Annotated in this window: 15 protein-coding genes and 1 tRNA gene; 9 read left to right on the forward strand and 7 right to left on the reverse strand. The window is 63.7% G+C overall.

The window, feature by feature from the left end; translation table 11 throughout:
• Window positions 1-88: 88 nt before the first annotated feature.
• Together G4O04_08725 and G4O04_08730 are read right to left on the reverse strand one after the other, a co-directional pair.
• A complete protein-coding gene (locus G4O04_08725; protein ID HEY58599.1) occupies window positions 89-238 on the reverse strand; it encodes a hypothetical protein in 150 nt (49 codons plus the stop codon).
• 87 nt (window positions 239-325) lie between these two features.
• A tRNA-Arg gene (locus tag G4O04_08730) sits at window positions 326-397 on the reverse strand.
• A 108-nt stretch (window positions 398-505) separates the two neighbouring features.
• On the opposite strand from G4O04_08730, the gene lysS reads away from it, so the two are divergent.
• From lysS to G4O04_08750, 4 genes are read left to right on the forward strand one after another with little or no spacing between them, the layout of a single operon-like run.
• Window positions 506-2,032 (forward strand): lysine--tRNA ligase, encoded by a 1,527-nt coding sequence (gene lysS / locus G4O04_08735; GenBank protein HEY58600.1) that lies wholly within the window; start codon window positions 506-508, stop codon window positions 2,030-2,032.
• A gap of 30 nt (window positions 2,033-2,062) precedes the next feature.
• A complete protein-coding gene (locus G4O04_08740) occupies window positions 2,063-2,368 on the forward strand; it encodes a hypothetical protein (protein ID HEY58601.1) in 306 nt (101 codons plus the stop codon).
• A gap of 45 nt (window positions 2,369-2,413) precedes the next feature.
• The gene (locus G4O04_08745) at window positions 2,414-4,087 is read left to right on the forward strand and encodes a hybrid sensor histidine kinase/response regulator (GenBank protein ID HEY58602.1); all 1,674 of its coding nucleotides are present in this window, start codon (window positions 2,414-2,416) and stop codon (window positions 4,085-4,087) included.
• A complete protein-coding gene (locus tag G4O04_08750) occupies window positions 4,088-5,464 on the forward strand; it encodes a PAS domain-containing protein (GenBank protein HEY58603.1) in 1,377 nt (458 codons plus the stop codon). It abuts the gene before it with no gap.
• Window positions 5,465-5,513: 49 nt separating this feature from the next.
• Here G4O04_08750 and galE read toward each other — a convergent pair whose 3' ends face one another.
• The 5 genes from galE to rpsO form a co-directional block, all read right to left on the reverse strand.
• Window positions 5,514-6,518: a UDP-glucose 4-epimerase GalE gene (gene galE / locus G4O04_08755; GenBank protein HEY58604.1), complete on the reverse strand. Its 1,005-nt coding sequence runs from the start codon at window positions 6,516-6,518 to the stop codon at window positions 5,514-5,516.
• On the reverse strand, window positions 6,515-8,713 hold the full coding sequence (locus tag G4O04_08760) for a UvrD-helicase domain-containing protein (GenBank protein HEY58605.1): 2,199 nt from the start codon (window positions 8,711-8,713) through the stop codon (window positions 6,515-6,517). The genes galE and G4O04_08760 overlap by 4 nt, the downstream gene beginning before the upstream one ends.
• A gap of 212 nt (window positions 8,714-8,925) precedes the next feature.
• On the reverse strand, window positions 8,926-9,633 hold the full coding sequence (locus tag G4O04_08765; GenBank protein HEY58606.1) for a ubiquinone/menaquinone biosynthesis methyltransferase: 708 nt from the start codon (window positions 9,631-9,633) through the stop codon (window positions 8,926-8,928).
• An 84-nt stretch (window positions 9,634-9,717) separates the two neighbouring features.
• On the reverse strand, window positions 9,718-11,985 hold the full coding sequence (locus tag G4O04_08770; protein HEY58607.1) for a polyribonucleotide nucleotidyltransferase: 2,268 nt from the start codon (window positions 11,983-11,985) through the stop codon (window positions 9,718-9,720).
• Between the two features lie 230 nt (window positions 11,986-12,215).
• Window positions 12,216-12,488, reverse strand: a complete 273-nt coding sequence (gene rpsO, locus G4O04_08775) for a 30S ribosomal protein S15 (GenBank protein ID HEY58608.1) — start codon at window positions 12,486-12,488, stop codon at window positions 12,216-12,218.
• 265 nt (window positions 12,489-12,753) lie between these two features.
• Here rpsO and nusA point away from each other — a divergent pair, with 265 nt between their 5' ends.
• From nusA to G4O04_08800, 5 genes are all read left to right on the forward strand, one after another.
• Window positions 12,754-14,718, forward strand: coding sequence for a transcription termination/antitermination protein NusA (gene nusA / locus G4O04_08780; protein HEY58609.1), 1,965 nt, complete (start codon window positions 12,754-12,756; stop codon window positions 14,716-14,718).
• A gap of 63 nt (window positions 14,719-14,781) precedes the next feature.
• Window positions 14,782-15,063 carry a YlxR family protein gene (locus G4O04_08785; protein ID HEY58610.1) on the forward strand — a complete coding sequence of 94 codons (282 nt, stop codon included), beginning with the start codon at window positions 14,782-14,784 and terminating at the stop codon, window positions 15,061-15,063.
• Window positions 15,064-15,095: 32 nt separating this feature from the next.
• Window positions 15,096-16,898 (forward strand): translation initiation factor IF-2, encoded by a 1,803-nt coding sequence (gene infB / locus G4O04_08790; GenBank protein HEY58611.1) that lies wholly within the window; start codon window positions 15,096-15,098, stop codon window positions 16,896-16,898.
• Window positions 16,899-16,917: 19 nt separating this feature from the next.
• Window positions 16,918-17,337 carry a 30S ribosome-binding factor RbfA gene (gene rbfA, locus G4O04_08795; protein ID HEY58612.1) on the forward strand — a complete coding sequence of 140 codons (420 nt, stop codon included), beginning with the start codon at window positions 16,918-16,920 and terminating at the stop codon, window positions 17,335-17,337.
• On the forward strand, window positions 17,330-17,767 hold a 438-nt coding region (locus G4O04_08800), incomplete at its 3' end, for a bifunctional oligoribonuclease/PAP phosphatase NrnA (GenBank protein HEY58613.1). The genes rbfA and G4O04_08800, both read left to right, overlap by 8 nt.

Below are 17,767 nucleotides of genomic sequence, written 5' to 3' on the forward strand. Positions count from 1 at the left end.
ACAAGGATGGGTGTTTTATTAGGTAAGGAGTTCCATCGGGAGAAAGCAAAGGTACACCTGACCTAACTCCTTTCGGTCACTGCGACCCTCAGCGTGCCATCGAACATACCCGCCAGAATTCTACCGGCTTCAGCACCTTTAGCAACTCTTCCTGTGAGTAGCCGGTCTCAAGGGCCGCTTCATCCAAGGTGAGGAAATGGAAGGGGGAGGCGGTTTGAGTAATGGGGAGCGTGGCCATGGAGGGCTCCTGAACGGAATAACAAACACCCACGGACTTCGCCGTGGGTGTATTACGGGCAGTGCGGGGCAAAACCCGCGCTTCTGATGCCCCCACCGCGACTCGAACGCGGGTCTTCGGCTCCGGAGGCCGACGCTCTATCCACTGAGCTATGGGGGCCTTAGGTTGGTCGTTGCGCTATGATTATACCAATCGCCGGGTAATCGGGCAAGAGCCGGAGAGATGTTATAATCCAAAAGTCAACCTTGCCCCAAGGATAGTGAACCCATGCCTCACGAATATACTCCGCTGGAACGCGTCCGTTTGGAGAAAATTCAGCGCCTGCGCGAGATGGGGATTGAGCCTTATCCCCCGCGGGCCGAGCGCACGCATACCACCCAGGAGGCCATCGCAGCCTACCAGCAGGCCGAAACCGAGGGCCGCGAGGCCCCCGTTCGGGTGACCGTGGCTGGCCGTCTGCGTTCCATGCGCCCTATGGGCAAGATCACCTTTGCCCACATCGAGGATGGCGAAGGGCGTCTGCAACTGTTCTTCCGCGCCAACGACATCGGCACAGAGCAACTCAAGTTTTTCAACAAGCAGTTCGACCTGGGCGACTTCATCCAGGCCTCGGGCGAGATGTTCCGCACCCGCACCGGTGAAATCACCCTGCATGTCCGGGAATTCAAGATGCTCGCCAAGGCCATCACGCCGTTGCCGCCGGCCAAGGATGAAGTGGCCGAAGACGGCACCGTCATCCGCCACGCCATCCTTTCGGACCCCGAGACCCGCTATCGCCAGCGTTATGCCGATCTGGCGGTCAACCCCCAGGTGCGGGAGATTTTCCGCACCCGGGCGCGTATTGTGCGTGCCTTGCGTGAGTTTTTGGAGGAGCACGGTTTTCTGGAAGTGGAGACCCCTATCCTGCAGCCGGTGTACGGCGGCGCGGCGGCCCGGCCCTTCATCACTTATCACAACCAACTCAAACAGACCCTCTATCTGCGCATCTCCTTTGAATTGTACCTCAAGCGGCTGCTGGTGGGGATGTTCGAAAAGGTGTACGAGATTGGCCGCGATTTCCGTAACGAAGGCATTTCCTTCAAGCACAACCCCGAGTTCACCCAACTGGAGTTTTACTGGGCCTATGCGGATTACGAAAAGGTGATGGCCTTCACCGAGGAAATGCTGGCCTATGTGGCCGACCGGGTGTTGGGTCGGCGCACCTTCACTTACCAGGGCCACGAGATCAGCCTGGAACCGCCCTGGAAGCGCATCTCGGTGCGTGACGCCATTCTGGAAGCCACGGGCATTGATATCAACGCCTGCCCCACCGCCGAGGGCCTGGCCGCTGCCATGCGGGCCAAGGGGTTGGAGCCAAAACCCGAGGCACCTCGGGGCAAACTGATTGACGGCCTCATCGGGGATTTCGTGGAGCCCAATCTGATCCAGCCGACCTTCTTGTACGACTATCCTCGCGATATCTCTCCCCTGGCTAAAGCCAAACTGGACGATCCCAACACGGTGGAGCGTTTCGAGGGTTTTATCGGGGGCATGGAGTTGTGCAACGCCTTTACCGAATTGAACGATCCGCCGGATCAGGAAGCCCGCTTCCTGGAAATGGGCCGCACCTACGAAAAAGACGACGAGGAGCGGCATCCCATGGATGAGGATTACCTGCGTGCGATGCGCTACGGCATGCCGCCCAACGGGGGCTTTGGGATGGGCATCGATCGGCTGACCATGCTGTTCACGGATCAGCACAGCATTCGGGAGGTCATTTTGTTCCCCCATTTGCGCAGCAAGGACGAGGATTGAGCCGGAGGCCCCTTTTTGGGAGGCAGCGGAATGATGGAAAGCAAGGAGGAAAGCCGAGAGCATATGGCGCAGGCGTGGCAGGAGGTAGCCGCCTGGCTTAACCGTCTGCCACCGGAGCGGCGTGCGGCGTTGAAGGAGCGCATCCGTCACTTCAACCATGACCTGGGCGACCGGGTAGGGCTTGTACGCTCCGCGGAGGCGTTGCTGCGCCGCGATGCGCAGGAATCGCAAGCGGGATGCGACCCCGAACTGCTGGATATCATTCGCGACGCGGCCAGCGATTTGTACGCCCTTTTGCAGATGCTGCGCGCCTTTGCCCAAAGCATTGAGGGTTGAACGGCGCGGGGCCTCGCGTTCGCTTTACGTTTTTGAGGTGAAGCCATGCACGCCACCCATCGTGAGCGTATTCTGGTGGTCTCCGGCGATCCTGAGGTGGTCAACCTCATCGCTCGCCAGAGCCTGCAGCCGTTGCATTATCATGTCCAGGTGGCGCAGAGCGCCGGGGAGGCGTTTCAGGCGTTGGCCAAGTTTGCCCCCGACCTCATCCTGGCCGATCTGGATTTGCCGGACCTGAGCGCGAAGGACTTTCTGGCCGCGTTGCGTTCGCAACGGCGGGAGACCCCGGTGGTGGTCGTGGCGCCCGAAAAACGGGAGCGGGACATCATCCAGAGTTTCCGTTTGGGGGCCATGGACTATCTTGGCCTGCCGGCCAAGGAAACCGAAGTTGTGGCCGTGGTGGAGCGGGCCCTCAAGGCGGTGCGGGAACGGCGCGAGCGGGAATATCTGGCGCGACGCCTGGAGCAAACCAACCAGGCCCTGCGCCGTCGTCTGGGCGAACTGGACCTGCTCTTTCGCCTGGCCAAGGAACTGACCAGCGTGAGCGGGGCCAAGGCCCTCTATCAGCACCTGGTGGATCAGGCGTGTGAGGGCCTGGGGGCCGATGTAGGCTGGCTGGTGTTTCGCGAAGAGAAATCCTTCCGCCTGGTGGCCCATCGCAATGTGTCCAAAACCTGGGTGCAACGCGCAGCCCATCAGTGGGACGATGGCCTCTCTTCGTTGGTGGCCTTTTCGGGGGAGCCGTTGAACATTCATGGAGAGCCGTTGAAGCGCTTCAAGGCGGCGCATTTGGGCCAGGCGGCCTTAGTGGCCCCTGTGCGGGTCAAGGAACGCACCATCGCCGTGCTGGGCGTGGCCCGGAAGGCGTTGAAGCCTTTTGCCACCTCGGATCAGGCCCTTCTCCAGGCCATCGCCGATCTGGCCGCGATTTCGCTGGTCAACCTGGAGTTGTTCCGCGCGTTGGACGAGCGAGCGAAACATTTCCAGCGTCTGGCCCGGGCGGCGCAGCGGGCCGAGCAATTGAAAAGCGCGATTTTGCAGAACCTGGCGCATGAGTTGCGCGCGCCCTTAGGGGTGGCCATTGGGTATGTGGATATGCTGGCAACGGGCCAGATGGGAAAGTTGAGCGTGGAACAACGAGAGGCCCTGGATACCGTCAAGCAAAAGTTGAACCGGCTGGATGAAGCAGTCAATTCCTTGCTTTCCCTGGGCAGCACGCTGGCCCCAGAACGCATGGAAGGGGTCAATTTGAGCAAAGTGGTGCAAGCCGCTGCGGAGATGCAGCGCCCCCGGATGAAGGAGAAGGGGCTGTCCTTCACGATTCATTTGCCGGAGGCCCCCGTAGTGGTTTACGGGGATGCCCGCTTCCTGGGCAAGATGTTGGCGCACCTGCTGGACAAGGCTTTCAAGTTCACGCCCAAAGGGGGATCGGTCACCGTGGCGCTGGAAGAGCGGGATGGCCATGCGTTGCTGAAGGTGCAGGATACGGGCGTGGGCATACCCAAAGAGGCGCTGTCGCGCATCTTCGAGCCTTTCTATCAGGCCGACCAGAGCACGGCCCGGCGGTTTGGCGGGCTGGGATTGGGGCTGGCGGTGGTGAAGGAAATCGTGCAGGTGCACAACGGGCGGGTGTGGGCCGAGAGCGAACCCGGCCAGGGGACGACGGTTTGGGTTCGCTTCCCCCTGATGGATGCGGATCAGGGACAAGGGGGGATGTGAATGCCGCTCCGTGTACGGCTCCTGCTGCGGGATGCGGAAGAGGCTCAACGGCTGGCCAGGGAAGTGTTGCTGCCCGCAGGGTTTGAGGTCCTTCCGGAGGAGCAGGGTTTGTCATCTTCCGCGGATGTGGTGGTGGTGGACCCGGAGCACCCGGCCGCCTTGTCGTTGGAAGACCCGTTCCCCGCGGTGGTGGGTTATCTGGCACGGAGGGAGGATGCCGCATGGCGCCGTGTCCTGGCCCTGGGGGCCGTGGGTGTATTGACCCGGGATTGGACCGTGGAGGAGGCCCGGGAGATTTTCCATCGGGCGGCCCGGCGATTGGCCCGCTGGCATGAGGTGTGGCGGAGCGAAGCGAGGCGCTGGCTGCGGAAGCAGCCCTGGCTATATCTGTTCGAGCAGCTGCCGGTGGGGCTGTTGATGCTCGACCCGGCCGACGAGGTGATCTGGGCCAACGCTGCGGCGGCGCGCTGGCTACATTGCGAGGAGCAGGAGGGGCGCTGGCGTTGTGCGCCTTTCTCGGTGGAAGTGCAGGCGTGCCTGACTCAGGCCCGGCGTCAATCCCCGGCTGAGGGGGAGGCGGTGTTGCCCGAAAGCGGGCAGATGCTCTCGCTGGTGGCCGTGGCCGGGGAACAACATAACGGGGTGCTGCTCTTTTTGCAGGATGTGACCACGCTCAAGGTCATGGAGGCCCAGCGGGTGCAGTTGATCCAGAACCTTTCCCTGCAGTTGCGCTCCCCGTTGACGGCCGTTTTGGGCTATGCCGAGTTATTGGAGCATGTGGGACCGCTCAACGAGGCTCAACAGCAGTTTGTCCAGCGCATCGGGCAAAGTGTGCGCACCATGGTGGATGCGCTGGAAAAACTGCTGGAAATCACGCGCATCGAGTCGGGCGTGGACACGGCCTGGGAGGTGGTCCCTCTGGCCGTGTTGTTGCGTTATACCATCGAGGCTATGCGTCCCCGGGCGGAGGACCGGGGTGTGCGCTTTGAGGTGCGCCTGCTGGAGTCGCTGCCCGCGGTGCAGGGACCGCCAGCCCGGCTGCGCTATGTTTTTGACCATCTGGTGGGCGATGCCATCCGCTACACGCCGGAGGGCGGCACGGTGACGCTGGAGGCTGAGGTGGCCGAGCAACAGGCCATTGTGCGGGTGAAGGATACAGGGGTGGGCATTCCCCAGGAAAGTCTGCCCCACATTTTCAAGAAGTTCTACCGGGCCCCCAATGTGGCCACCCGATTCCCGGGGAGCGGTTTGGGTCTCAGTCTGGTGCGCTCGGTGGTGGACCAGGTCGGGGGACGGATCTGGGTCGAGTCGCAGGAGGGCCAGGGCACGACCTTCACCGTGGTCTTGCCGGTGGCCGCACCGGGTCAGGGGGACTGAAAACAACACGACGGGCGCTTCAGGCCCGTCGTGTTCCAAAGCGGCCCCTTCAGCGGGCCTGGTTTTCGTCTTTGTAACCGTGGGGGTGGGTGCGGTGCCATTCCCAGGCGCTGGCGATGATGTCTTCCAGGCGCGGGATTTGCGGCTGCCAGCCCAGTTCGCGGCGGATTTTCTCGGCCGAGGCCACCAGGCGCGCCGGGTCGCCGGGGCGTCGGGGGGCCACCACCGCCGGGATGGGGTGGCCGGTGACTTTGCGCGCCGTCTCGATGACTTCCAGCACCGAGTAGCCCTGGCCGTTGCCGAGGTTGTAGATAAGGCGGTCGTGGTCGGCCAGGGCTTCCAGGGCCAGCAAATGGGCCTGCACCAGGTCGGCGATGTGGATGTAATCGCGGATGCAGGTGCCGTCGGGGGTCGGGTAGTCGTCCCCGAAGATGGCGATGTGGTCGCGCTGGCCCAGGGCCACCTGGAGCACCAGGGGGATGAGGTGGGACTCGTTGGGATGGGCCTCGCCCCGGTCGGGGGGGAGGGCCCCCGCGGCGTTGAAGTAGCGCAAGGCGGCGTAGTGCAGCCCGTGGGTCTGGCGATACCAGTCCAGCATCTGCTCCACGGTCAACTTGGTGAAGCCGTACACATTGGTGGGGCCCAGGGGGGCCTCTTCGCTCAACGGTTCGTCGCTGGAGGCGTACACCGCGGCCGTGGAGGAGAAGACGAAGCGGCGCACCCCGGCCTGGACGGCGGCTTCGATGAGGTGGGCGGCGTTGGTGATGTTGTTTTGCAGGTACTTGTAGGGCTGGCGCATACTTTCGCCCGCCTGAATGAAGGCGGCGAAGTGCATCACGGCGAGGTAGGGATGGCGGGCGAGGGCTTCGCGTAGCCGTTCGGTGTCGGCCAGGTCGCCCTGGATGAACTCGGCCCCGGCGGGCACGGCGGCCCGGTGGCCGGTCACCAGCGAATCGTACACCGTCACCGCGTATCCGGCCTTCAACAGCGCGTCGGCGGCGGCCGAGCCGATGTAGCCCGCGCCGCCGGTGACGAAAATGTGTCCGCGGCTCATTCGGTTTTCTCCCTGTCTACGATGGTCAGGTGGGCCAGCGAAGCGATGACCCGTTTGAGGCCCACGCTGTCAAAGAACACATCCACGATTTCGTCGCCGTCGTCCACCCGGCTGCCGATGACCATCCCGCATCCCCACTTGGGGTGCTCCACCTGCATCCCGGTGCGAAACTGGGGCTCCAGGATGGGGACCGAACCGGAGGGGGCAGAGGCGTTCCCCCAGGTGGTGGCCCGCTCCCAGGAGGTCCCGAACTCGTCCTTGAGGGGATGGTCGCCCTCCACCAGGTCGGGGGGGATGTCCTCCAGAAAGCGGGAGGGGTCGGCCGGCTCGCTGTAACCGTAGGCGGTGCGTTGTTCGGGGTAAGTGAGGTACAGGCGGTCTTTGGCGCGGGTGATGCCCACATAGAACAGGCGACGCTCCTCGGCCATGGCCTCGGCGTCCTCCAGGGAGCGGAAGTGGGGGAGCAGGCCCTCCACCAGGCCCACGATGAACACCACGCGAAATTCCAGCCCTTTGGCCGCGTGGAGGGTGAGCAGGGTGGGGGCTGCCTCGCCCTCGCGCAGGGTGTCCTGGTCGGAGATGAGGGCCAGGTCTTCGAGGAAGGCTTCCAGGCCGCGCTCCTGGTACTCCCCGGCCAGGCGGCGCAGTTCCTGGACGTTTTCCCAGCGGGAGAGGCCCTCTTCGGTGCTGTCGTTGAGGTAGGTCTGGTAACCGGTGTCGCCGAGGATGCGGTCGAGGAGTTGCAAGGGGGCCAGTTCGGGCGCGACGGTGTGCCACTGGGCGAGCCGTAGGGCAAAGGGGAGCAGGACATTGAAAACGCGGGGTTTGAAGGCTTCGCGGTAGGCTTCAGGCTCAGCGGCCAGGTCCAGCAACACCGCGCCGGGGCTGCGCCGGCGGTTGGCGGCCAGTTGTCGCAGGGTCTGCACGGTTTTCGGGCCGATGCCTCGAGGCGGGGTGTTGATCACCCGCAGCAGGCTGGCTTCGTCGGAGGGGTTGTGGGCCAGGCGCAGGTAGGCCACCAGGTCTTTGATTTCGCGCCGACCGTAGAAGCGTTGTGCCCCGACCAGGCGATAGGGCATCCCCGCGGTGAGGAAGGCCTCTTCCAGCAGGCGGGACTGGGCGTTGGTGCGGTACATGACGGCGATTTCTTCGGGCCTGGCCTGGCCGCTGGCCACCAGGTGAGCGATGGTGTGCACCACAAAGGCGGCTTCTTCGCGGTCGTTGTAGGTGCGGTGCATAGTGATTTTGGCCCCCCGGCCGCGCTGGGTGAACAGTTGCTTGCGATGCTTGTACTGCAGGGGCGCGATGACGGCCATGGCCGCGTCCAGGATGGTCTGGGTGGAACGGTAGTTTTCCTCCAGCAGGATGACGCGGGCGTTGGGGAAATCTTCCTCAAAGCGCAGCACATTGCGGTAATCGGCCCCGCGCCAACTGTAGATGGATTGGTCGATGTCGCCCACCACGAAGAGGTTGCGATGGTGGTGGGAGGCCAGCAGTTTGAGCAGTTGGTACTGGGCCGGGTTGGTGTCCTGAAATTCGTCCACCAGGATGTGCTTGAAGCGGCGGGCGTAGCGCTGGCGCACGGCCTCGTTTTCGCTCAACAGGCGTACGGCCCAGAGGAGCAGGTCGTCGAAGTCCAGGGCGTTGGACGCCAGCAGCAGTTCCTGGTAGCGCTCATAGACGCGCTGCACCACCTGGTCGCGGTAAGTGCGCACCAGGAAGTCGGGGGGCAGGAGCAGGTCGTTTTTGGCGTTGGAGATGGCGGCGTGGACGGCCTGGGGCCGGTATTGTTTGGGGTCAAGGTTGAGATCGGCCAGGGCCCGCTTGACCAGGTTGACCTGGTCGTCGGCGTCGAAGATGACGAAGTTGCTCTGGAAGGGCAGGTGGTCGGCCTCGCGGCGCAGCAGGCGGGCGCAGAAGGCGTGAAAGGTGCCCACGGTGAGGCCGTACATGCGCGTGCCCAGCAGGTTTTCCAGGCGGGCTTCCATCTCGCGGGCCGCCTTGTTGGTAAAGGTGACGGCCAGGATGTGGAAAGGCTGGACGCCCAACGCGCCGATGAGGTAAGCGATGCGGTAGGTCAATACGCGGGTCTTGCCCGATCCCGGCCCGGCCATGACTAAGGTGGGGCCAGGTGGCGTGGTGACCGCCGCCTGCTGCTGCGGGTTGAGGAGGGAAAGGAAGTCGAAAGTGGTCATAGGGTTTGAGAAAAGGGGAGCCCCTACACTTCCCCCTGCGGCGCGCCCTGAGCGAAGTCGAAGGGGCGCCGCAGGGGAGTGAGGTGGGGATCTCAGGATAGCAGGTCGAACGGATGCCCCGCCGAGACGGCCAAATTATATCCGGCCTTCAGCATCTCCTCATCGCCTCTCTCAAAGAGGGGATGCTATCCGCCAGCCTGGGCAACAGAGGGTCAGGCTGGTTTCACCGCCCAATGGATGGCGATGGTGCCAAACATGCGCCGGCGGAAGCCCACCTGGCGGAACCCGACTGCTTCGACCCGTTGGGCCAGGGCCTCGGCGGGGAGGAACTGGGTGGTGGAGTTGGGCAGGTATTGATAGGCCGCCGGATCGCCGGCAAGGACGGTGCCCAATAGGGGGATGACCAGACGAAAGTGCAGTTGGATGAAAGGCCAGAGGAGGTTGTGGCGGGGTGGTGTGGTGTCCAGGGCGACCCACCGACCTCCGGGTTTGAGCACGCGGTATTGCTCCCGCAGCGCACGGTCCAGGTCGGCCACATTGCGCAGCAGGAAGCCAGAGACCACGGCGTCGAAATGCCCGTTGGGGAAGGGCAGGTGGAGGGCGTCGGCACCGGTCCACAGGATGCGCTGGCCCCAGGGCCGTTGCCGGCCGACTTGCATCATCTCTAAGGTGAAGTCGCCCGCCACCGGTCGGCAGAGGGGTTGCTGGCGTATGGCTTCGTAAGCCAGGTCGCCGGTGCCCGCGCCCAGGTCGAGCAGGCGTTGGTGGGGTTGCAGGGCGGCCCGGTGGATGACCTCGCGCCGCCAGCGCAGGTCCTGCCCGGCGGTCATCAGGCGGTTCATCACATCATATCGCGGCGCGATGCGGGCGAACATGGCCCGCACGCGGCGGGGTTTGGCCTGAGTTGTCGAGGGGTTCATGGGCTGACAGGGTTCCTTGGTCACGAGAGGTTCTGGGGAGAAAACGGGCCGGTTCGAGGGGAACCGGCCCGCTGCAGGCAGAGACTATCGCCGTGGTCCACCGCGCGAGTCGCCTCCCTGGCGATTCCGGTTGTCCCGGCCACCGGAACGCCCGCCAGAGCGGCCCCCACCGCGGTTGCCGCCGCGGCCTCCAGAGCGCCCGCCGCGCTGGTTGCGCTTTTCGCGCGAGGCTTTGTCGTAGGCCAGGGCCTCTTCCAGGGTCCAGCCTTCCAGCACGGCCTGGCGTGAGAGGCGGATGCGGCCCAAGGGGTCGATGCCCGTCACCATGACGGTGATCTCGTCGCCCACCTTGACCACATCTTCCACCCGGCGCACCGGTTGGGTGTCTAACTGGGAGATGTGCACCATGCCGTCGGTGTTGGGGAGGATTTCCACAAAGGCACCGAAGTCGGTCACCCGCACCACGCGGCCGGTGTAGATGCGACCCACCTCGGGCGCTTCGGTGAGTTTTTCGATGCGCTCCCGGGCCTCGTTGGCGTTGTCTTCGTTGGGTGAGGCGATGAACACCCGGCCATCTTCCATGATGTCGATCTTGGTGTCCGTCTCTTCCTGGATGGCACGGATGGTCTTGCCCCCGGGGCCGATGACCGCCCCGATTTTGTCCACCGGGATCTGGACGATGATCATGCGCGGGGCGTGAGGCTTCAGCGCGGAGCGCGGTTCGGGGATCACTTCCAGCATTTTGTCCAGGATGAACAACCGGGCCTGGCGGGCCTGTTCCAGGGCCTGGGACATGATCTCGCGGGTGATGCCGGCGATCTTGATGTCCATCTGCAACGCGGTGATCCCCTCCCAGGTGCCGGCCACCTTGAAGTCCATGTCGCCCAGATGGTCTTCCATGCCCTGGATATCGGTGAGGACGGCGTAGCGGTTGCCCTCTTTGATCAGGCCCATGGCGATGCCGGCCACTGGGGCTTTGATGGGCACGCCGGTGTCCATCAGCGCCAGAGTGGAGCCGCAGACCGAGGCCATGGAGGTGGAACCGTTGGAGGAGAGCACCTCGGAGACCAAGCGCAGGGTGTAGGGGAACTCTTCCTCCGGCGGGATGACGGGCAGCAAAGCCCGTTCGGCCAGCGCGCCGTGGCCGATTTCGCGGCGGGAGGCGCCGCGCAGCGGGCGCACCTCGCCAGTGGAGAAGGGCGGGAAGTTGTAGTGGTGGATGTAGCGCTTGAACTCGGTGGGGGTCAGGGTGTCCAGTTCCTGGGCTTCCCGCGGGGTGCCCAGGGTGGCTAAGGTGAGCACCTGGGTCTCGCCTCGGGTGAAGAGGCCCGAACCGTGGGCGCGGGGGCTGATGTCCACCTCGCACCAGATGGGGCGGATGTCGGTATAGCCACGTCCGTCGGGCCGGATGCCCTGCTCCAGGATGCGCTGGCGCACCACTTGTTTGAGCACTTCCTCAAAGGCTACCTTGACCTTGAGGGCCAGGGAGGCGTCTTCTCCGCCCAGGCGCTCGATGGCCTCTTGCCGCAGACTGTCCAGGACTTCGTTGAGTTCAGCCTTGTTGTGGGGGGCTTCCAGGGCGGCGCGGATACCTTCGGTGACCAACTCGGCCACCTGGGCCTTGAGGTCTTCCTCGACCACGAAAGGCTCATATGCGCGTTTAGGTTTGCCCACCTCGGCGGCCATCTTCTCGAGGAGGTCGATGATGGGTTGCAGGGCCCGGTGGCCGAAATCCAGGGCCTCGACCATTACCTCTTCGGCCACCTCTTTGGCCCCGGCTTCTACCATGAGGATGGCCTCGCGGGTGCCGGCGATGCGCAGGTCGAGGTCGGACTGTTCCAGTTCTTGGAAGGTGGGGTTGACCACAAACTCGCCGTTGATGCGGCCCACGCGCACCGCCCCCACCGGCCCGTTCCAGGGGATGTCGGAAATCATTAGCGCGGCCGAGGCGGCGTTGATAGCCAGGATGTCGATGGGATGCACCTCATCGGCTGAGAGGGAGTAGAGGATCACCTGCACATCGTTGCGCAGGTCTTTGGGAAAGAGGGGCCGGATGGGGCGGTCTACCAGGCGGGCGGTGAGGATGGCTTCTTCGGAGGGGCGGCCTTCCCGGCGGAAGAAGGAGCCGGGGATGCGCCCACCGGCGTACATGCGCTCCTCGTAGTCCACGCGCAAGGGGAAGAAGTCAATGTCTGAGCGGGCCTCGCGGCTCATGGTGGCGGCGGCAAAGACCATGGTGCCGCCCATGCGCAGGGTGACGGCCCCGCCGGCCTGCATGGCCAGTTTGCCGGTCTCGAAGATCATGACTTGACCGCCTACGATGGCCTCAAATCGTTTGCTTGCGGGTTGCATAACTTGCCTCCAGTACCTTTCGGATGTTGCGGCCCGCCCGGTTAGGGACTGGAGCATAGCCACAAGGTTTGTGGACACGCTCCAATTCCCAACCGGCGGGCCTTATGGCACAGAAACATGCCACAACGGTGCTTTCATTTTACCAGGGAGAGGCTTGCTCGACTGCAATCCCCCCGTGGTGCGTAAAAAAGAGAGTAGATGGGGGCGGCCATCTACTCTCCGGACAGCGCCTAGCTCTTGCGGCGGATGCCCAACCGGTCGGTGATCTGAACATACCGCTGGTAGTCGCGGCGGCGCAGGTACGCCAGCAACCGCCGCCGCTGCCCCACCAGTTTGAGCAGGCCACGCCGCGAAGATTCGTCATGCTTATGCACCTTCAGGTGCTCGGTGAGGGTTTTGATGCGGTGGGTCAGAATAGCAATCTGGACCTCCGGCGAACCGGTGTCGCCTTCGTGGCGTTGGAATTCCGCCATGATTTTGGCTTTGGTTTCCTTGTCCAACATGTTTGCGTCTCCTTAGATGGTCTCCAAGCCGACAGCCGGAGCCGTCGGCCGGTCAGGGGCATTATACCAGAGGCAGGAAGGAAACGGAAGGCTTGTCAGGCGGTGGAAATCGTGCTACAATTGCCCCGCGGGGGGTGTGCCGGTTTGTCCTGTAGGCCGAAAAGTGGGTGCCCCCCACTTTTCTGTGTATTAGGCCCCTATTGTCCTCTGGCAAGCCCCTGAGAATTCCGCTCACAGAAACTGAAGGCTGTGGAGATGGTGAGGTATGGCGAAGAGCGAAGTGTTGTTGGCGTTTAACGAATTGATGGAGGCCCGTGGCTTGCCGCCGGAGATGGTCATGGAAGCCATCAAGGCGGCCCTGGCCTCGGCTTATCGCAAAACCGTCGGTGCGCCCAGCGCTCAACCGGTGGAAGTGGAACTGGATCTGGAAAAGGGCAAAATCCGGGTGTTTGCGGAGAAGGAAGTGGTGGAAGAGGTGCAGGATGAGCGCACCGAGGTCTTCCTGGAAGAGGCCCGCCGTTGGGACCCGGACGCCCAGTTGGGCAGCATGGTCATGATCGAGGTCACGCCCACGGATTTCGGTCGGGTGGCCGCCCAGACGGCCCGACAGGTCATCCAGCAACGGCTCCGCGAAGCCGAGCGTCGCATCCAGTACGAGCACTTCAAGAAACTGGAAGGCGAAATCATCAACGGCATCGTGCAGGCCATCACCTCGCAAGAGGTGACGCTGGGCCTGGAAAAGAACGCCGAGGGCCATCTGCCGCGGCGCGAGCAGATCCCCGGGGACCGTTTCCGCATTCACGACCGGGTGCGGGCCCTGCTGCTCGAAGTGAAGGAGACCCCGCGAGGGCCGTACATTCTGCTTTCCCGTGCCCACAAGGACTTTTTGCGGCGTCTCTTGGAAGAAGAGGTGCCAGAGATTTATCGCGGCGAGGTGGAGATCCGCGCCATCGCCCGGGAGGCCGGCTTGCGCTCCAAGGTGGCCGTCTCGGCCATCGCGCCGAACATCGACCCGGTGGGGGCCTGTGTGGGAATGCGCGGCGTGCGCATTCAGTCCATCATCCGCGAGCTCAACGGCGAGAAAATCGATGTCATTCAGTGGGACCCCGACCCGGCGGTGTTCATCGCCAAGGCGCTCAGCCCGGCGCGGGTGCTGGGGGTGTACCTCAGTGAGCCCGAGGAAGGGCCGCGCACGGCGACGGTGGTGGTCTCCGAGGATCAACTCAGCCTGGCCATCGGGCGGGATGGGCAAAACGCTCGCTTGGCGGCCAAGTTGACCTCGTGGCGCATTGACATCAAGGGCGTGGCCGAGGCGGCGGCGGATACCCTCTACAAACTGCAGATCAACCCCGACTACGCCAAGGTAGCCGCGGCCGAGGCCGACGCCATGGTCGAGGTGGAGACCATCCTGGCCAAGCGCGCGGAAGGGCGGCCTCTGTCGCCTGAGGAATACCGCACGCTGGCCGCCTTTGTGGATCGCATCGAAGGGCAGGCCCTGGCGAAGATCGAGGAAGCGAAACAGCGCGAGGCGGCGGAGATGAAGGCGCTGCGGGCCACCATCCCTGATGAAGCCTTCGAGTTGCCGGTGGATGTGTTGGGCCTGTCGCCGCGGCTGACCATCGCCCTGACCAATGCGGGCTACGCCACCATGGGCGACTTGATGATGCAACTCAAGTTGGACCCCGACGAGGTCCTGGCCCTCTCGGGCGTGGGTCCGAAGGTGATGGAGCGCATCGTCGAGGGGCTGCGCTTGCTGGAATTGCCCGTGGACGACATCGTGGCCCGCCTGGCCGGGGAAGAACTGGTGTTGCCGGAACTCCAGCCTGAAGGCGAGGAGGCGATGCCGCCGGAAGAGGCCGAAAAAGAGGCGAAACCGCAAGTGCCAGAAGAAGAGGAGCCTGCGGCGGAGGCCGAAGAAGCCCTTGAGCAGGCGGAGGAGGTCGCAGGCGAGGCGCCTGAAGCGGCCGCGGAAGAAGCGGCTTCGGAGGCCAAGGCCGAGGAGGTGGAAGAAGAAGAGGTGTCCCTGGAAGAGATTTTCTCCTCGGTGGAGGTGCCTGCCGAGGTGCTCACGGCCGACGAGGAAGAAGAGGCCGAACCGGAGCCCAAGGAAAAACCCAAGAAGAAAAAGAAGAAAAAGAAGCCGCGCTACTATGAGGAGCCTGAAGAAGAGGAAGATTGGATGCGCAGTTTGCGCAAGCGCGGCGGCGAAGATTGGGATGAATGGTTGTAGCGCAGCGGTGTGGTAAAGGAGGTGGCCGTGTCCCGCCATCGGCGACGGGGTAAACATGTCCCCATGCGCACTTGTGTGGGATGCCGTGAGGTGCTGCCCAAGCGGGCTTTGATCCGCGTGGTGCGCACTCCGGAGGGGGTGCAGGTGGACCCCACGGGCCGCCTGCCGGGACGGGGCGCCTATTTGCACGACCGGCGTCGTTGTTGGGAGCAAGCCTTAAAGCGGGGTGCCTTGGACCGGGCCTTGAGGGTGACCCTGACCCCAGAAGACCGGGAGCGGTTGCGGTCGTTCATGGCTACGCTGCCTGGGGAGGATGAGGGCGAAGTCGGAGAGGATACGATGTGAGCGGCCCGCTTTGGCGCTTCAGGAGGTGAAGGATGGCAAAAGAGCAAGTGACATCCCCTATCGAACTCCCGGCCAGTCTTACCGTGCGGGAACTGGCCGAAGCCCTGGGAGCCAGCCCCATTCAGGTGATCAAGACCTTGATGGACAACGGGGTGATGGCTTCCATCAATCAGCGGATTGACTTTGAGACGGCGGAAATCGTGGCCGCTGACCTGGGCTACGAAGTGGTCCTGGTGCAGGAAGAAGAGGAGGAAGCGCGCGAAGCCAAACCGGGAGAGTTGCCCCTTTGGCGGCGTTTGTTGCAGCAAGAGGATCCGGAAAAGATGCAACCCCGGCCTCCGGTGGTTGCCGTGTTGGGCCATGTGGATCATGGCAAGACTTCCTTGTTGGATGCCATCCGGAAGACGAATGTGGCCGCGCGCGAGGCCGGTGGGATCACCCAGCATATCGGGGCGTATCAAATCGTGCATCAGGGTCGACGGATCACCTTCCTGGATACGCCGGGCCATGCTGCTTTTACGGCAATGCGCGCGCGCGGCGCGCAGGGGGCCGATATCGTGGTGTTGGTGGTGGCCGCCGATGACGGCGTGATGCCGCAGACGCGTGAGGCCATCAACCACGCCAAAGCCGCTCAGGTGCCCATCGTGGTGGCGCTGAACAAGATCGACAAACCCAACGCCAACCCCGATCGGGTGAAGCAGCAGTTGGCCGAAGTGGGGCTGGTGCCCGACGAGTACGGCGGCGATACGATTGTGGTGCCAGTCTCGGCCAAGGAGCGCATCGGGCTGGATGACTTGCTCGAGGCCATTCTGTTGGTCGCCGACAGCGTAGATTTGAAGGCCAACCCCGAAGGGTTGGTCTTCGGTACGGTCATCGAGGCCCGTCGGGAGAAAGGGCGCGGCGTGGTGGCCACTTTGCTGGTGCAGAACGGCACCCTCAAAGTGGGCCATGTGGTGGTGGCCGGTACGGCCTACGCCAAAGTGCGGGCCATGTTCGACGATCAAGGGAAGGCCATTCGGGAAGCCGGTCCTTCCATGCCCGCGTTGATTCTGGGCTTTAGCGATGTCCCTGCGGCGGGCGAACTTTTCCGCCAGGTGAGCAACGAGAAAGAGGCGCGGCAGATTGTCGAGGAGCGCCGGGAGGCGCTGAAGCACCAGCAGCAAGAGGCCGCCAAACGGGTGACCTTGGAGGATTTGTTCAAGAAGGTGCAGGAGGGCGAGGTCACCAAGTTGTATTTGGTGCTCAAAGTGGATGTGTATGGCTCCCTGGAGCCGGTGCTGAACTCCATCCGCGAGGTGGCGGACAAAAGCGAAATTGATGTGGAAGTGCTGCACGCCGATGTGGGGCCAATCACCGAGAGCGATGTCAACCTGGCCGCGGCCTCCAAAGGCGTGGTTATTGGCTTCAATGTGCGCCCCGATGCCGCGGCGCGTCGTCTGGCGGCGGCCGAAGGCGTTTCCATCCGTACTTACAACATCATCTACCGCCTCACCGAGGACCTGGAGAAGGCGCTGCGCGGCATGCTGGGCGGCGAGGAGCAAGAGACACTGTTGGGCAAAGCGCAGGTGTTGGCCGTGTTTAAAGTGCCCAAGGTGGGGAAGGTGGCAGGATGCCGCGTGCTCGAAGGCGTGCTGCGCCGCAATGCCCTGGTGCGGGTGCGACGCGGTGACGAGGTGCTCTACGAAGGGCAAATGTCTTCTCTCAAGCACGAAAAAGAGGATGTGCGGGAAATCCGTCAGGGCTTTGAGTGTGGTGTGGGTATCAAAGGCTTCCAGGATTTTCAGGAAGGGGATATCATCGAGTGCTATGTGCGCGAGACGGTGACGCCGGAATAGTCACCCGAGGAGGTAGGATATGGTTTCCGAATTACGACTGCGGCGTATCCGTGAGCGCTTGCGGGAGGAGTTGCAGGAACTGCTCTTGTTCGAAGTGACCGACCCCCGGCTGCAAGGGGTGACGGTGACCGATGTGGAGGTGGACCGCGAACTGGCCTATGCGGATATCTTCGTCTCGGCGCCGGAGGGTTCGGTGCGGAAGGATGAGGTGCTGGAGGGGCTGGAGCACGCCAAGGGCTTCCTGCGGCGCGAACTGGCGCAACGGATGAGTTTTCTGCGCATCTTCCCTCGCCTGCGGTTTCATTGGGACATCACCCCGGAGCGGGCGGATCGCATCGAGGCCCTGCTGAATCAAATCCGCGCCGAGCGCGAAGCCCGGGGGGAGGGCGGCGAGGAGGGGAAGGCGTCGTCGCCGGCGGAGGAGAGCGGCGATGCGTGAGTTCCCCTGGGGCGAGGTGCGGCAGGCGCTCCGGGTGGCGCAACGGGTGGCGGTGGTCTCCCATGTGCGGCCTGACGGCGACGCCGTGGGCTCGGTGCTGGGGCTGGGCTGGGCTTTGCGGACCGCCGGCAAACAGGTGAGCCTGGCTTTGGCCGACGGCGTGCCGTTCAATCTGCGCCATCTGCCCGGCGCGGAGGACATCGCGCCTCAGGTGACGGGCGAGGTGGACTGGGTCATTGTGGTGGATGCCTCGGACCGGGGTCGTGTGGGGACCGCGCTGCCCGCGGAAGCGGTGGTCGATTTGAACATTGATCACCACAAAACCAATACGGCCTACGCCCGGTATAATTTGGTGAACCCGGAAGCCGTCTCGACGACCGCGGTGCTGGTCGAATTCATCGCCGAGATGGGGCTGCCCCTGCCTCAGGAG

Source organism: Anaerolineae bacterium, from assembly GCA_011176535.1.
In the GTDB taxonomy this organism is placed as follows: Bacteria; Chloroflexota; Anaerolineae; order Anaerolineales; family DRMV01; genus DUEP01.

Bases quoted from the DNA above. Each gene is read 5' to 3' on its own strand.
- G4O04_08725 (HEY58599.1), bottom strand. From the start codon at position 238: ATGGCCACGCTCCCCATTACTCAAACCGCCTCCCCCTTCCATTTCCTC.
- lysS (HEY58600.1), top strand. From the start codon at position 506: ATGCCTCACGAATATACTCCGCTGGAACGCGTCCGTTTGGAGAAAATT.
- G4O04_08740 (HEY58601.1), top strand. From the start codon at position 2,063: ATGATGGAAAGCAAGGAGGAAAGCCGAGAGCATATGGCGCAGGCGTGG.
- G4O04_08745 (HEY58602.1), top strand. From the start codon at position 2,414: ATGCACGCCACCCATCGTGAGCGTATTCTGGTGGTCTCCGGCGATCCT.
- G4O04_08750 (HEY58603.1), top strand. From the start codon at position 4,088: ATGCCGCTCCGTGTACGGCTCCTGCTGCGGGATGCGGAAGAGGCTCAA.
- galE (HEY58604.1), bottom strand. From the start codon at position 6,518: ATGAGCCGCGGACACATTTTCGTCACCGGCGGCGCGGGCTACATCGGC.
- G4O04_08760 (HEY58605.1), bottom strand. From the start codon at position 8,713: ATGACCACTTTCGACTTCCTTTCCCTCCTCAACCCGCAGCAGCAGGCG.
- G4O04_08765 (HEY58606.1), bottom strand. From the start codon at position 9,633: ATGAACCCCTCGACAACTCAGGCCAAACCCCGCCGCGTGCGGGCCATG.
- G4O04_08770 (HEY58607.1), bottom strand. From the start codon at position 11,985: ATGCAACCCGCAAGCAAACGATTTGAGGCCATCGTAGGCGGTCAAGTC.
- rpsO (HEY58608.1), bottom strand. From the start codon at position 12,488: ATGTTGGACAAGGAAACCAAAGCCAAAATCATGGCGGAATTCCAACGC.
- nusA (HEY58609.1), top strand. From the start codon at position 12,754: ATGGCGAAGAGCGAAGTGTTGTTGGCGTTTAACGAATTGATGGAGGCC.
- G4O04_08785 (HEY58610.1), top strand. From the start codon at position 14,782: ATGCGCACTTGTGTGGGATGCCGTGAGGTGCTGCCCAAGCGGGCTTTG.
- infB (HEY58611.1), top strand. From the start codon at position 15,096: ATGGCAAAAGAGCAAGTGACATCCCCTATCGAACTCCCGGCCAGTCTT.
- rbfA (HEY58612.1), top strand. From the start codon at position 16,918: ATGGTTTCCGAATTACGACTGCGGCGTATCCGTGAGCGCTTGCGGGAG.